This is a genomic window from Prevotella sp. P5-50, assembly GCF_002251295.1.
Classification (GTDB): domain Bacteria; phylum Bacteroidota; class Bacteroidia; order Bacteroidales; family Bacteroidaceae; genus Prevotella.
In genome coordinates this window covers 41,101-56,505 of sequence record NZ_NPJA01000035.1, presented here as the reverse complement: position 1 = coordinate 56,505, position 15,405 = coordinate 41,101, and the positions used below count along the sequence as shown (strand labels likewise).

The 15,405-nt window shown below is 48.7% G+C and carries 8 protein-coding genes; 7 read left to right on the top strand and 1 reads right to left on the bottom strand.

Going from position 1 to position 15,405, the window contains the following annotated elements; genetic code table 11:
• The first annotated feature begins 6 nt into the window (after positions 1-6).
• Positions 7-1,191, top strand: coding sequence for an MFS transporter (locus CIK88_RS08600; RefSeq protein ID WP_094435882.1), 1,185 nt, complete (start codon positions 7-9; stop codon positions 1,189-1,191).
• A 492-nt stretch (positions 1,192-1,683) separates the two neighbouring features.
• Here CIK88_RS08600 and CIK88_RS08590 read toward each other — a convergent pair whose 3' ends face one another.
• Positions 1,684-2,097: an N-acetylmuramoyl-L-alanine amidase gene (locus tag CIK88_RS08590; RefSeq protein WP_094435878.1), complete on the bottom strand. Its 414-nt coding sequence runs from the start codon at positions 2,095-2,097 to the stop codon at positions 1,684-1,686.
• A 1,311-nt stretch (positions 2,098-3,408) separates the two neighbouring features.
• Between CIK88_RS08590 and abc-f the strand changes: the two genes are divergently transcribed.
• The 6 genes from abc-f to CIK88_RS08560 all read left to right on the top strand — a co-directional run bounded on the left by abc-f (position 3,409) and on the right by CIK88_RS08560 (position 15,396).
• Positions 3,409-5,349 (top strand): ribosomal protection-like ABC-F family protein, encoded by a 1,941-nt coding sequence (gene abc-f, locus CIK88_RS08585; protein WP_094435876.1) that lies wholly within the window; start codon positions 3,409-3,411, stop codon positions 5,347-5,349.
• Between the two features lie 21 nt (positions 5,350-5,370).
• Positions 5,371-7,410, top strand: coding sequence for a M13 family metallopeptidase (locus CIK88_RS08580; protein WP_094435874.1), 2,040 nt, complete (start codon positions 5,371-5,373; stop codon positions 7,408-7,410).
• A 132-nt stretch (positions 7,411-7,542) separates the two neighbouring features.
• The gene (locus CIK88_RS08575; protein ID WP_094435872.1) at positions 7,543-8,484 is read left to right on the top strand and encodes a zinc ribbon domain-containing protein; all 942 of its coding nucleotides are present in this window, start codon (positions 7,543-7,545) and stop codon (positions 8,482-8,484) included.
• On the top strand, positions 8,481-11,444 hold the full coding sequence (locus CIK88_RS08570) for a protein kinase (protein ID WP_094435870.1): 2,964 nt from the start codon (positions 8,481-8,483) through the stop codon (positions 11,442-11,444). Before CIK88_RS08575 ends, CIK88_RS08570 begins: the two co-directional genes overlap by 4 nt.
• Positions 11,445-11,446: 2 nt before the next feature.
• Positions 11,447-14,755: an AAA family ATPase gene (locus CIK88_RS08565; RefSeq protein ID WP_094435868.1), complete on the top strand. Its 3,309-nt coding sequence runs from the start codon at positions 11,447-11,449 to the stop codon at positions 14,753-14,755.
• Positions 14,756-14,805: 50 nt separating this feature from the next.
• Positions 14,806-15,396, top strand: coding sequence for an FHA domain-containing protein (locus tag CIK88_RS08560; RefSeq protein WP_094435866.1), 591 nt, complete (start codon positions 14,806-14,808; stop codon positions 15,394-15,396).
• Positions 15,397-15,405: the final 9 nt, after the last annotated feature.

Below are 15,405 nucleotides of genomic sequence, written 5' to 3'. Positions count from 1 at the left end.
ACCCCGATGAATGCACAGAACACACCCGTTCATATCCGTCTCTGGCATAGAGAGTTCTGGCAGATGGCTTTAGCAAACCTGCTGTTGTCTATGTCGGTCTATATCCTCTATCCGCTGTTGCCGCAATGCTTGGAGGATAACGGACATTTCACGGCGGTAGAAACAGGGGGCTCTATGGCGGTCTTCGCCTTGGGCTTGTTCCTCTTCGGTCCCTTCTGCTCGTTCCTTGTGCAACACTATCGGCGCAACAAGGTATGCCTCTGGTCTATCGTCATCATGGCGGCATGTCTTGGTGTCCTATGGTATCTCTTTGATGGTGGGTGGCCCTCTGCCACCTTCCCCCTCGTCATGCTGTTGCGATTGGTACAGGGTGCCACCTTCGGTTTGGCACAGATGATACTCTCCAGCACCCTCGTCATCGACACCTGTGAGTCCTACCTCCGTACCGAGGCAAACCACAGCATGTCGTGGTTCGGACGTTTCGCCCTGTCCCTCGGTCCGTTGGCAGGTCTTTTTGCCACCCGCCATTTCCACATGCCTGTTCCTGATGCGTTATGGATGGCGGTAGGCTGCGCCTTATTCGCTTTCCTGTTGATCCGCATGGTGAAATTCCCGTTCCGTGCCCCTTCCGATCATGTCACTTTGTTCAGCACCGACCGTTTCTGGTTAGGCAGTGGCTTCATTCTTTTCGTCAACCTGCTCCTCATCTCCGTGGCAGTAGGTATGGTCTTGGCATTAGCCACCACCATCGATTTCTATGCCGGTATCATGGTTGGCTACCTCTTCGCCCTGTTAGCCTGTCGTTTCGTCTTCCGTGATGCAGAACTCAAGAGTGAGGTTGTCAGTGGCCTCATCCTGTTCTTGGCAGCCCTCCTCCTGTTGATGGTACGTCCCACAGCATCCTCCGACTTCACCGCTGCCGCCCTGATAGGCATCGCCATCGGCCTCATCGGTTCCCGTTTCCTCCTGTTCTTCATCAAACTCAGTCGCCATTGTCAGCGTGGCACCTCCCAGAGCACCTATATGCTGGCATGGGAGAGTGGCATCGCCCTCGGCGTCGGCATCACCTACGCCCTCCCTGCCTCCCGCTACACCACCTCCCTGACCACCTCCCTCATCCTCGTCTCCCTCGCCATGCTCATCTACAACCTCTACACCCACCGTTGGTTCGAACACCACAAAAACCGGTAATCTTTCAACCTCTAACGATAACCTTAACCCTAACAACACGGAGTGTTTAGTTTATAGGTTATAGTTTATAGGTTATAGGTTATAGGTTAGTGATTAGTGTTTAGTGGTTAGCGTTAAGGTTATAGTTTAATGTTTATAGATTCTAGTTAAAGATTCTTCTAAAGATTTTGATACACAAGCAAAAACGGGCTGAAAGCCCAATGGTTTCCCTAGCCCAGGGCAACACCCTGAGGAAGAGCGCATTTTGGTCAAAGATTTTAGTTAAAGATTTGTTTTATGTTGCTTACGCAAGAAATCTTAGAGGAAATCTTCATGTAAAATCTAAGGACCTAAACGGTCCAGAAATCTATTTAAGATTCTATTTCCCTAAAATATTTCTTGCGAAGCAACATCTTAAAGAAGATTTCCTCCAAGATTTCTTGCGCTCGCGCAACCCAAAAATATCCGTGTCCTCCGTGTGATCCGTGGATCATTTAGAGTGTCCTCCGTGGATCATTTAGAGTGCCCTCCGTGGACCTTAAACCCAGGGCAGAACGGCTTCCGTGTATCCAGGTCACAGTGTCCCACGACGAGAGCCTTAGGATACCGTTCCTTCAGTTCCTTGATGAGTTTCCACAGTGCAATCTTCTGTTCAGGCGTCCTGGTATCCTTGGGAGTCTTCCCATCCACATCCAGTCCTCCGACATACGCCACTCCGATAGAGTGTTTGTTATGGTTCTTACAGTGGGCTCCCACCAGATCCTCCGCTCTACCTTTCTCGATGGTCCCATCCGTCGGAATCACATAGTGATACCCACATCCTTTCCATCCCAATGACCGGTGATACCGATCGATGTCCTTTACTCTCAGCGTGCTCCCCGCTTTATTAGCGGTACAATGCACAACAATCAATGTTATTGTTCTCATATTACTTTCAAATTTTTAACTGAACTTTCGCATGTGGGGAAGTTAAGGGAAGTTAGGGAAGTTAGAGAGAAGTTAAGGGACAAATGTCCTACGTCTTACGGCAAAAGGCTATTGTCTCTTAACTTCCCGAACGACCGTAGGAAGTGATAACTTCCATTTTATGGCACCTTTTCTCGCCATGACAGAATTAAAGCGAGCTTTATTCTGCTCATTTGGCTTAACGAAAACGTTCTTTAACTTCAATCAATTCCCTCAGTTGCGAGACTTGAAATCTTTAAATAAAAATCTCGACTGAAAATGCGCTCGAATACCTCGCTTTTGGGGAGGGTTTTTATGGGGATCGCATCGGAGATGCTCGAATTTTTGGAGCAGCGAGAGCAGAGAATAAATCTAAAAATTTATTCTTTGCCGAGTCGCGAGAAAAATAACCTATGGTAAATCTAAACGAAAATCTTTAGAATAATCTTTAACCTCTAAACTATAACCTATAACCTAAACACTCCGTGTTCTCCGTGTGGTCCGTGGATTTTTTCGGAGCACCAACGTTTCTGAGATTTCTGACATTATTAAGAAAAATGCACTATGCATGGTGCAAATTATGTTAAAAAGTGCACTGTGTGTAGTGCATTTTTCGTATTTATTCGTATATTTGCAACCACAGTAAAATAAATAAGGATTTTTTTATGATAAGGCTGAAGAGGTTGTATGTGAATACCGCCTCTTCTTTTTGTATGATCATCGGATGTTAGATGGATTTTTTGGGGTTGCTTCGCAAGAAATCTTTGGGGGAAATCTTTTTAAAGAAGTTGCTTACGCAAGAAATATTTTAGGGAGATAGCAATATTGTTAAATAGATTTCTGGACCGTTTAGGTCCTTAGATTTTTACCAAAGATTTCCTCCAAGATTTACCTATGGTTTGTTTTGTCGTGACTCAGCATAGTGAAAGCCGCGTCTCTCACTCTGTCTTCGCTACTCCAAAACATCTTGCCGACAGGCAACTAAAAATATAATCTTCAACAAAAATCCTTGACCAAAATGCGCTCGAATACCTCGCTTTTGGGGACGGTTTTATGGGGATCGCATCGGAGATGCTCGAAATCTTAACGAAAATCTTGAGAATAATCTTTAACTAGAATCTCTAACCTCTAATCACTAAACACTAACCACTAATCACTAACCCATAACCCATAACCTAAACACTCCGTGTACTCCGTGTGTTCCGTGGATAAAAATTTCCTTGTAATCCGTGCGACCTTTTCGGTGGGAATACGGGAATAATTTTGTAACTTTGCATGGTAAATATAAATAGAATGATATCAGTAGAAGGATTACAGGTGGAGTTTGGGGTCAAACCCCTCTTCCAGAATGCCAGTTTTGTGGTCAACGACCGCGACCGTATTGCCCTTGTGGGTAAGAACGGAGCTGGTAAATCAACGCTCTTGAAAATACTGTGTGGCTTGCAGCATCCTACGGCAGGAACTGTCAACGTGCCCTCCGACACCACTATCGGCTATCTGCCACAGGTGATGGTGTTGCAGGATGATACGACCGTGAAAGAAGAGGCGATGAAAGCCTTCGCCAATGTCACACGACAGCAACAGTTGATAGACAAACTCAATCGCGAACTCGCAGAACGTACGGACTACGAGAGCGAAAGTTATTTGGCGCTGGTGGAACGCTTCACGCAGGAGCACGACCGCTACATGATGATGGGAGCGGACAGTAATGATGCCGAAGTGGAACGCACCCTGACAGGTCTCGGTTTTGTAAGAACAGACTTTGACCGTCCCACACGCGAGTTCTCAGGAGGTTGGCGCATGCGTATCGAACTGGCAAAGATTCTGTTGCAGAAGCCCGACGTGCTGTTGCTCGACGAGCCTACCAACCACCTCGACATCGAGTCGATACAATGGTTGGAGCAGTTTCTTGCACAAAGTGCGAAAGCCGTAGTATTGGTCAGTCACGACCGCGCCTTTATCAACCATGTGTCTAATCGCACCCTGGAGATATCGTGTGGACACATCATAGACTATAAGGTGCGCTACGATGAATATATGGTGCTTAGAAAGGAACGTCGCGAACAACAGCAGCGTGCCTACGAGAACCAGCAGAAGGAGATAGCCGAGATGCGCGCCTTTATCGAGCGCTTCCGATATCAGGCCACCAAAGCCGTACAGGTGCAGCAGAAGGTGAAACAACTGGAGAAGATAGTACCTATCGAGGTGGATGAGGTGGATAACTCCGCCATGCACCTGAAATTCCCACCCTGTCTGCGAAGCGGCGACTATCCCGTCATCTGTGAGGACGTCAGGAAAGACTATGGCGCCCATACCGTATTCTCGCATGCCAACCTGACCATCAAAAGAGGAGAGAAGGTGGCTTTTGTGGGAAAGAACGGCGAAGGAAAGTCAACCCTCGTGAAATGTATCATGGGCGAGATACCCTACGACGGTATGTTGAAGATAGGGCATAACGTACAGATCGGCTATTTCGCACAGAACCAAGCCCAGCTCCTCGACGAGTCGCTCTCCGTATTTGAAACGATAGACCGTGTGGCAAAAGGAGAGGTCAGACTGAAGATCAACGACATCCTCGGCGCTTTCATGTTTGGAGGCGAAGCATCTGACAAGAAAGTGAAGGTGTTGAGCGGCGGCGAACGCAGTCGTCTGGCCATGATCCGGCTGTTGCTCGAACCCGTCAACCTGTTGATCCTCGACGAGCCCACCAACCACCTCGACATGCCCTCGAAAGACGTGTTGAAGGAAGCCATCAAGGCCTTCGACGGCACAGCCATCATCGTGAGCCACGACCGTGAATTCCTTGACGGCCTGGTCACCAAGGTCTATGAGTTTGGCGGAGGACGCATCAGAGAACACCTCGGAGGCATCTACGATTTCCTACAGTCGAAGCGTATTGACGAACTGAGCCAGTTGGAAACGAAGCCTGCGGCAGAAAAGACACCCAAGGCAACAGAGAAAAAATCAGACGAAAAATCGCCAGCCCTGTCGTATGCCGAACGCAAAGAACAGCAGAAGAAGATCAGTAAGGCAGAAAAGGCCGTAGCCGCTTCGGAGAAGAAGATCAGCGAGATGGAAGACCGCCTGAAACAGTTGGACCAACTCCTCATGGACCCCGCACAGGCATCCAATATGGAACTGGTGACCGAATATACCAATATCAAGGCAGCCCTCGACGAAGAAGTGGAGCGCTGGGAACAACTCTCAGAAGCGTATGACGCATTAACGAAATGACGAACAAAGATCAATAATATTATGAAAATGAAAAAATTACTTCTAATGATGGCAGTTACAACGATGGCCATTCCTTCGATGGCCCAGCAACAACTGAAATCGGGATTGTCTCTGGCCGACATGGATCAGAGTGCCCGTCCTGGAGACGATTTCTACACTTATGCCTGTGGCGGATGGATGAAAGCCAACCCTCTGCCGGCAGCCTATTCACGCTATGGAAGTTTTGACCGCCTGGCGGAAAACAATACCAAGCGCATCAACGGCATCCTGAAGGAGCTGCAAGAGAACAGCTATGCCGAAGGAACGGTAGAGCGTAAGTTAAGCGACCTTTACAAAATGGCTGTAGATACAGACCGCAGAGAAAAAGACGGACTCTCGCCCGTACAGCCCATCCTCAAGCGCCTTGAAGCCGCCAAGACCACCAGTCAGCTCTTTGCCATCCAAAAGGAAATGATGCCCGCAGGAGCACCTATGTTCTATGGCGCCGGTATCGGAGCCGACGAGATGAATGCTACGCAAAACATCCTTGGCGTCAACCAAGGCGGACTGACCCTCGGACAGAAAGACTACTATCTGGAGAATGATCCCGCCACGACAAAAATCCGTGAGGCGTACAAGCTCCACATCGTGAAAATGTTCCGACTCTTCGGATTCAAGACGGGGGCGGCACAGAAGAAGATGCAGAACGTCATGAAGATAGAGATGGCTTTGGCGAAAGTATCACGATCAAATACACAGCTGCGTGACCCGAAAGCCAACTACAACAAGATGACGCTTCAGGAGTTTCAGAGCAAATATCCCCATCTGCAACTGGAACAGCTGATGAATGCCAAAGGCATAGACAGCAAATACCTGCAGACACTCGTCGTAGGCCAGCCCGACTTCATGGCAGGTGCCGAGAAAGTGATTGCCGGTCTCTCAGCTCCGGCATACCGCGACTGGATGGAATGGCGCATCATCAACGGCGCCGCCAACCTGCTGAACGACGAAGCCGCACAAGCCAGTTTCGATTTCTACGGCAAGGTGATGGCAGGACGCAAGGAAAACCATCCCCTCTGGCGCAGAGCCACCTCGCAGGTGGAAGGCGTGATGGGTGAGGCCCTTGGAAAAATCTATACAGAGAAGTATTTCCCCGCCTCTTCTAAGAAGCGCATGACCACCTTGGTGGAAAACCTCCGTATCGCCCTGGGCGAGCGTATTGCCGCACAAACCTGGATGGACGACAGTACCAAGGTGAATGCCTTGTTGAAACTCAACACCTTCTATGTCAAGATAGGATATCCCGACAAATGGACCGATATGAGCGAGCTGACTATTGATCCGTCGAAATCGTATTATGACAATATGAAGGAATGTAACCGCTTCTGGAACAAATGGCAGATCAACCATACCGCAGGAAAGCCTGTTGACAAAGACGACTGGTATATGAATCCGCAGACCGTTAACGCCTATTATAATCCAACCACCAACGAAATCTGTTTCCCTGCCGGCATCCTTCAGCCCCCGTTCTTTGACCCAGAGGCAGACGACGCCTTCAACTATGGTGCGATCGGCGTGGTCATCGGTCACGAAATGACCCATGGATTTGACGACCAGGGACGACAATACGACAAAGACGGTAATATGCATGACTGGTGGAAGGCTGAGGATGGGAAGAATTTTACGGAACGTACCGACCGCTATGTGGAATTCTTCAACAATATCAAAGTATTGCCCGACCTGAATGCCAACGGACGTCTGACCCTTGGTGAGAATCTGGCCGACCATGGCGGTCTGCAGGTGGCCTATTACGCGCTGAAGAACGCCACCAAAACCCAGGCCCTTCCCGTGATCGACGGACTGACACCTGAGCAACGCTTCTTCCTCGCCTACGCAGGAGTATGGGCAGGAAATATCAATGAAGCCGAAATCCGCAACCGCACCAAGAGCGACCCACACTCCCTCAGCCGTTGGCGTGTGAATGGTGCGCTTCCCCATATTGACATGTGGTATGAGGCATTCGGCATCAAAGAAGGCGATAAGATGTTTATTCCGAAATCAGAACGGTTGGAACTCTGGTAAACACCCGATTTGAGGCATTTACAAAAAGAAATTATAAGAAAAACCGCTGTAGATGATAATTTACAGCGGTTTTTTTAGTATATTTTCAAAAAAAATAAGTATCTTTGCAACAATATTACAACATTTGTAGTAATGATAGAAGCTAACCAGACAATTAGAAACCAAAACCAGCGCACAGTACGTCCGCAGGAAATGTTGCCAAGCCAAGAACTCCAAGAAGATCAGGTTTTGCAGCAGGCGGAAATGCTAACCTTGCGTGCCAAAGTCAAAGTATGTCCGTATTGCGGCGCAGAAAATGAAGAAGAATCCATCTTTTGTGCACAATGTGGACAACCCATAGGAAAACTTACGTGTCCCTATTGCGGGGCAGAAATGGACCCAGGAGCAGATTTCTGTGAGACCTGCCATCGGTATGTGCGCAAAGACGTTTGTTCGTACTGCGGCTATGCGCTCCACGGCAACGAAGCCTACTGTCCCGAATGTGGAAGTCCGAGAGGAGGACTGGTTTGTCCGACCTGTCATACGATGAACGATTTTGCTTTCTGCAAGAAATGCGGCACTCCGCTGACGGCAGAAGCCAAGGAGATGGTGAAGCGATTGCAGAAAGAGCCCGATTATATCCATCTGCAAGAGATCGTCAAGGAGTACAACCTTCTGGAAAGCATCCTGCCTGCCTGTACGGAGAAAGACCGTCTGCGCGACAAAAAGAACGATGAGTTGAGAAAACGCGTGTTGACGCTTCTCGCGAAAGACTCGGGGATGCCTGAGGAAGACATCGTGATTCCATCGCGCAACCGCATGACCGATAAACAGTTGGAGATGTTGAAACAGCAAAATATGGAGGCGCTGGCAGAAGCGTTGGAAAAACTTGCAACCAGACCTACCGAGTCGCCTATCATGGCCAGAAACTACACTATGGCCTGCAAGCCACAAGGCATACGCCTCGCGTGGGTATGCAACTATAAACACGCCATGCACAGCAGTCCATGCGGATGTGCCAAGCCACAGCTTGGAGGCAAATGGGTGGTATTGGGAAAAAAGAGCAGTTCCGACATAAAAGATGATAAGAAATGACAGACAAGACCATCGTAAATCCGGAACAGACACAACAGGTCCAACAGGCAACGTTTCGTGTACAGGCATCTGCCATGGCGGATGACCAAACCATTCGTACCAATAGAATTGCCAATGACGATGAAGAAAAGACAGGAGATTTCATTCTCAAAGGCAAATGTTATCAGAATATCAAATGTCTGAGCGACCATTCTGGTGAAGCACAGGTGTTTCTGGTGAAAGACGGAGAAGGGGAGAAGGTGCTGAAACTCTATTACCCCAACTTCAGCATCAACAAGACGTTGATGCGCATCATTCAGAACTTTGACATGGAAATGGTTGTCAAAGTGCAGGATTACGGCAAGACATACGTTGACGGCAAAAACCGAGACTACGAACTGATGGAATATCTGCGAGGAGGTAATCTTGGAGAATACGACCTTGACGGTAACTTCAATCAGTTCAGACGTATTGCCCTGCAAGCCGCAGCAGCCTTGGAATATTGCCACAACAACAATATCATCCACAAAGACATCAAACCTAGTAATTTCTTCTTCCGCGATGAGAATCACACGCAATTGGTGCTTGGCGACTTCGGCATCTCAAGTGTGATACGTGACGATGAAGATATGCATAAGACCACACAAGCGCGTACCCCTGCCTATGCAGCACCGGAGATGTATAACGACGTGATTGACGGCGAGGTGGAGATTACGCCTTCGGTAGATAGCTACTCGCTGGGAATCGCCTTGATGACCCTGTGGCTCGGAGAGAGTCCGTTCAGCCAAAATGAGCGCGTGATGATGCGCAAGAAAAACGAAGGACGTCTGCCAAGAATCAACGAACTGCCAGAACGCGTCAAGATGATCGTACTGGGTCTGACGGCTGTCAACCCAAAGAGCAGATGGGACTACAATCATGTGGAGCGCTGGTTCCTGGGAGAGAATGTCCCCGTGGATATTTCATCGCCACTTCTGAAATATCGCAGTTTCGTGGTAGATCCAGAGCGCAACCTTGTGGCGGATAATGTGCATGAACTCATCCCCTTGTTGGTAGATAACGAGAAACTTGCCATCAACTATCTCTATAACGGTCACATTACCAGTTGGTTGGAACAATGTGGTAATGTAAAACTTAGCGCTACGTTGAAGGATATCGTCAGCAATCGCTATCCTGTCGATCAGACAGCAGGTCTGATGTCGGCCATCTACGCCATGGAGCCTACCTATCCGTATCGGGACCTCCGAGGCAAGCTATGTGACAACCTTCACAGTGTGGTCATCTCTGTACTTGCAGCCTCCGATGAATATGCGCTGGCCCTGAAGAACGAAAATGACAGCCTGTTCCTGTATCTTGAAAGCCATTCAACAGCTAATATTGAACGCCTCAGAAGTTATTTCCGCGAAGACAGCCACTTAGACTCGCGTAAGGCGATACTCCAGTTGGCCTATGAGGTAGATAGCGAAATACCGTTTCTTCCGAAATATCCATCATCCAACATCTCGGAAATCGTCAGAGCCTACGGGTATGAAGACTGTACAGACGACGAATGGATGGCGCTGAGCGACGGACGCCTGCTGTCGTGGATGTATGCACACGAAGATCGCATGGCCTGTGAGTCGTTGCGCATCATGACAGAAGGACAGCAGCCTTCAAAGGCGCTGGGGTATAAGGTGTTGTATAATATCGACCGCAACGCGGCATTCGACCTGCGCGAAGCACAAACTCCAGATGCCGTTGGCGCCTGTCTTCTCGCTTTGCTTCACGATACCCAGCATAGTAATGATGAGGATTTTGCGGCAGCCATAGCCGATTACTCAGACCCCGACGGCCGATTCCATTATTTCGCACAGTTGCACGGATGGATGGAACAAATCAATATGGCACGTTCATGTTTCGACATGTCGAGCGATGAGAATACCGAACGCCTGGGAGTTTACGACCTCCGTACGGCAGCCTATCGCTTCTGCATGATGCTCGGCGTCTGTCCAACCTATATGTTGGAGGACGGTATCGAACTGCATGATGTCAAGGCGATGCAGCAGTATGGGAAACGTACAGTACTCATTGGCGAACTCCAACGGGGTGCGTTGAAGCAATGGATGTCGATCTTCTACCACGAGAATCCGAAAGAAGACTTCCGCGAGTCATACAGTTACGAACGGAGTCTGGAACAATGGATACTGGCGTTAGGAGAGATAGACCAGACGCAGACCTATTATAAAAGGTATTGTGAGGCGAAAACACAAACCGCGCAGAAATTTGAACGCGTGCATGGCGATTATATCCGCGCCAATATGAAGGAACGCATGTTGCGCATGGTCTTTTATGCGCTATGCGTACTGTGGGTTCTGATGCTGGCGGTCTGCGGCATCAGCGGACGCGAGTATTTGCTGGAACATGCCGGACTCACCATCGTACTGCCTGTGGGAGGAATCATGGCACTTATCATAGCCATGAGAGCCTATTTCCACGGTTTCGGATTCGTGCTCTCGGCATTATGGGGAAGTCTGGGACTCTTCTCTACCTATATTCCTGTGGCCATTCTGCGGCATACGCAGAAAACGGCCCCCGCTATGTTTGTCCCGGTAGTAATCGTCATTACAGCCGTATATATGGCCATCTGCTATTTTACCGACTACCGGAAGGAAAGACGTAATGACGGAAACCTGATAGACGAGGTGATGGACGACGACATCAAGACCTCCCTGCTGGAACCCTTGTACTTCACCTTCAGACAGAAGAGTTATCGGTTTAAGGGTTCTAAGTTCGGACTGTTGGACGATGTCTCCAATCAGATACGTTCCATCAGCGGAGAGTCGGTAGCCCACTACCTGCTGTGGTCTGTCATGGTGCTCATCATGGTCATGGAACTGCTGGTCTATAGCCCGAAGCTATTGAATGTGAAGAATCCTGATTTGGACAACTGGCGGCTCAATCCTACCAAAGTTGTCAATCAGTTGCAAAGAGATGTAGAATAATTATGGTCTGTGAGAAATGTCATAAAGAAAATCGCTCGATAGCGAAATTCTGCAAGTGGTGCGGCCAACCTCTTGCCACAAAACACGTGCTTGACCGCATGGTCGGTCTTGACGAGGTGAAGCGTCAGTTGAAGACCGTAGTAGATACCTATACCTATTTACAATCGCGCAAGGATATTGTCAATATCCGGTTGAGCATCAATACCATTATTATTGGTGAGACAGGTACGGGAAAGACCGCCTTGGCCGAGGTCATTCGCGACTATTTCTATCAACATAAGATTATCGAGAAACCCAAGTTGACCATGGTTGACGCCGTGGATTACCAGCGTTTCGTGGATAAATGGGACGATAATGTGAAAAAGGCGCGCAACGGTATTCTCTTCTTTGACAACGTACAGAAACTGTTGCCAGACCGTTATTCCAATCAGGTCAACCCGCTCGACAAGTTGTTTGTGGAAATGGACAAATGGAACGAGAATCCTATCGTGATCATTTCGGGACTTCCCAAGGGACTTGACGATTTCCTGAGCAATAATCCTGCGGCGCAGAACCGCTTCAAATATACTTTCCGGTTGCCTGCACCAGGCTATGCAGAACTCTGTGAGATCTGTAAACTGGAGTTACGGAAGAAATACGCCATAACCTCCTTTACCCAGGCTGCAGAACATAAGTTGCAACGGTTCTTCCAGTATCAACTGAAGATCAAGGACGAGACCTTCGGATACGGACATCTTGCCGTGAAGACCGCAGAAGATATCTTCACCTCTTTCATCAGCAGAGGAGCCCAAGCCGATACCGTTGAGGAGTGTGACATCAGAGGATATGTTCCTGCAGAACGTTCTGTGGATGACATTCTCAAAGACCTTGACTGCTTCATCGGAATGGATGAAGTCAAGAAGACCGTGCGCGAGATTGCCTATAGCGTGAAGAATAGTGTGGAACGTGCACAACGGGGACTCGGCGATCAAGAGAAAGCCGGCATACATATCGTGCTGACGGGTAATCCCGGAACCGGTAAGACGACCATCGCCCGGAAACTGGGCGAGATACTGGAGTCGATAGGTTATCTCGACAGCGGTCATGTGGTAGAAGCCGACCGGTCGAAGATGGTGAGTCCATACCAGGGCGAGACTCCGAAGATCGTAGATCGCCTGTGTGATAAGGCCATGGGCGGCATCCTTTTCGTGGACGAAGCCTATACGCTGGCGCCACTCAGTCAGACGGGCGAGCGCGACACGCAAGGAGCGCAGGCCCTTGAACAGCTGATGAAACGAATGGAGGACGACCGCGGCAAATTTGTTGTTATTGCCGCAGGTTATCGGTCGGAGATGGAAAATCTGTTCCGTATCAACGTGGGTTTCAGAAGTCGATTCAGCTATTTCCTGAATATAGAAGACTACTCTCCAGAGCAACTTTTCGACATCATGAACATGTTTGCCAAGGAGAAGAAATACGAATTTAGCGAGGCGGCAGAAGGATTGGCGCGCAAGATGATCAAGGAGATGTATCAGTCGCGCGACAAGGATTTTGCCAACGGCCGCACGATGCGTCAGTTGTTTGACAAAATCTGTACCCGTCAGGCAGAACGTCTGCAACGCCTTGACATCAACAGTCTCGACAATCAGCAGTTGATGACGATAGAGCAGGTGGATATTCCCTATCAGGCTCCCAAGAGTGTCAACTACGACGAGTGTCTCGAGAAGCTCCATGGCATGGTGGGTCTTGCTGCGGTAAAACAGGAGATTTCCAATCTTGTTTCGTTTCTCAATCTGCAGATTCGCCGTGGAGAGACGGATACATTCCAGGGAAAACACTATGTGTTTACAGGAAATCCGGGAACCGGTAAGACTACCGTTGCCCGCATCATGGCAGATGTGTTTCGTACACTCGGAATCCTGTCGAAAGGTCAGCTTGTAGAAGCCGACCGCAGCAAACTCGTAGCGGGCTATTCCGGACAGACAGCTATTAAGACCAACCAGGTGATCGATTCAGCCTTGGGAGGCGTATTGTTTATCGACGAGGCCTATACGCTCAAGACCAGCGATGCCGACACATTCGGTAGTGAAGCCATAGACACCCTGTTGAAGCGTTTGGAGGATGACCGTGGAAAGTTCATCTGTATTGTTGCCGGATATACGGACCAGATGCATGATTTCATCAGTTCTAACCCCGGACTGAAGAGTCGTTTTACCCAGACCATCCATTTCGACGATTATACGCCAGATGAGTTGACGCAGATTTTCATCAATATGGCGACGGCAAAGAAATTCACCATCGATGCATCAACCACCAACGCCATTCACCGGCAGTTTGAGCAGATGTATCTGCGACGGGATAAGAATTTCGGTAATGCGCGAGAGGCACGCCGCCTTTTCAACTCGGCAGTAGAGAAACAAAGCCAGCGCCTGATGAAACAGATGAGCGATCCGAATTTCAATCAGGAAGATATGTTCAAAATCGTGGAAGACGATTTGGCAGACGGACGTAACGAGCAAGCACGCCCATTGGACGAAGTATTGTCAGAACTGGACGAGTTTGTGGGCATGCGTTCGGTCAAGAACATGATCCGTCGTCTGGCAGTACAGAGCATGTTCATGAAGCAACGTGCCGCCATGGGCGCAGGAAAAGTGCAGCAGATGTCTATGAACTTCATCCTGATGGGTAATCCCGGAACGGGAAAGACCACTATCGCCCGTAAGATGGGAGAAGTGTTGCAAAGCATGGAGATTCTCCCGACAAGTCACGTGGTGGAAGTGAGTCGTGCCACGTTGGTAGGAAAATACATGGGCGAGACTCCCAAGATCGTCAATAATATGTGTGACAAAGCCATGGGCGGCATCCTGTTTATCGACGAAGCCTATACGCTATCGGCAGAAAACGACCAGTATGGTAAGGAAGCCATCGATACGTTGATGAAACGGATGGAAGACGACCGTGGCAAGTTTGTGGTTATTGCTGCAGGCTATAAGGATCAGATGGAAAATTTCCTGATGACCAATCCAGGTCTTGCCAGCCGTTTCACACATAAGATGCAGATAGACGACTATAATGAAGACGAGTTGCTGGCCATTTTCAAGAAGATGGCACAGAAAGACAATTACACCTTGTCGCCAGCAGCTGAATTTAAGTTGATGGACCTGATCTGCAGAAAAGTGGTATCGAAGGATCAGCATTTCGGTAATGCACGAGAAATGCGCAACCTGCTCGATGCAACCATCCAGCAACTCTCCGTCAGAGTCAGCGGTATGCAGGAGGTGACCAAAGAAACCTATCAGACCATTATGCCAGAAGACATCTGTGACGTGTAGGTCGTGAGGGGAATTGCAAATAAAATAAGAATCTACGTAGAAAAGAAATTATGATAATATGTCCTAATTGTAAAGAAGAGATCGACGACGATTCGCGCTTCTGCGATCAATGTGGTCAGGCATTACTCTATTGCAGCAGTTGTGGTAGGGTAGGACTGGGTCATCGCTGTACCCATTGTGGCGGTCTGATGATCAGTTACGATGAATTACAGAAGAAGCGGGAAGAGCGCAATAATATGACCTCCTTGTCAACGTCGTTTGTCAGCCAGTCGGTAAGCATCGGTCAGGCAACGAGGGGCAATATGGAAACAATTCCCAACGATGTCCCGCAAATCAAGGGAATGCCCATGCTGTTGTTATACAACTCTTCTTTAGCCATCCGTATCGTAGGAGTGAACGGGGCTGTCATAGGACGCCGACAAGGTCCATACGCAAAATTCTTCAGCAACAACATGTATGTATCGGGTGTTCATGCCCAACTGCTCTTCAAACAAGATTCTGGATGGTGTGTCATAGACAAGCATTCTTCAAACGGAACGAAGCTGAACCAACGGGATCTGTTGCCCGATGTGCCGATGTCTGTTAAGAATGGAGATATTCTGACCATAGCAAATGTCAGTTTACAAGTAAGTATAAAATAATGATAAGAT

What these genes read in the sequence shown, in the direction of transcription:
- CIK88_RS08600 (WP_094435882.1), top strand. Translation starts at nt 7, where the DNA reads ATGAATGCACAGAACACACCCGTTCATATCCGTCTCTGGCATAGAGAG.
- CIK88_RS08590 (WP_094435878.1), bottom strand. Translation starts at nt 2,097, where the DNA reads ATGAGAACAATAACATTGATTGTTGTGCATTGTACCGCTAATAAAGCG.
- abc-f (WP_094435876.1), top strand. Translation starts at nt 3,409, where the DNA reads ATGATATCAGTAGAAGGATTACAGGTGGAGTTTGGGGTCAAACCCCTC.
- CIK88_RS08580 (WP_094435874.1), top strand. Translation starts at nt 5,371, where the DNA reads ATGAAAATGAAAAAATTACTTCTAATGATGGCAGTTACAACGATGGCC.
- CIK88_RS08575 (WP_094435872.1), top strand. Translation starts at nt 7,543, where the DNA reads ATGATAGAAGCTAACCAGACAATTAGAAACCAAAACCAGCGCACAGTA.
- CIK88_RS08570 (WP_094435870.1), top strand. Translation starts at nt 8,481, where the DNA reads ATGACAGACAAGACCATCGTAAATCCGGAACAGACACAACAGGTCCAA.
- CIK88_RS08565 (WP_094435868.1), top strand. Translation starts at nt 11,447, where the DNA reads ATGGTCTGTGAGAAATGTCATAAAGAAAATCGCTCGATAGCGAAATTC.
- CIK88_RS08560 (WP_094435866.1), top strand. Translation starts at nt 14,806, where the DNA reads ATGATAATATGTCCTAATTGTAAAGAAGAGATCGACGACGATTCGCGC.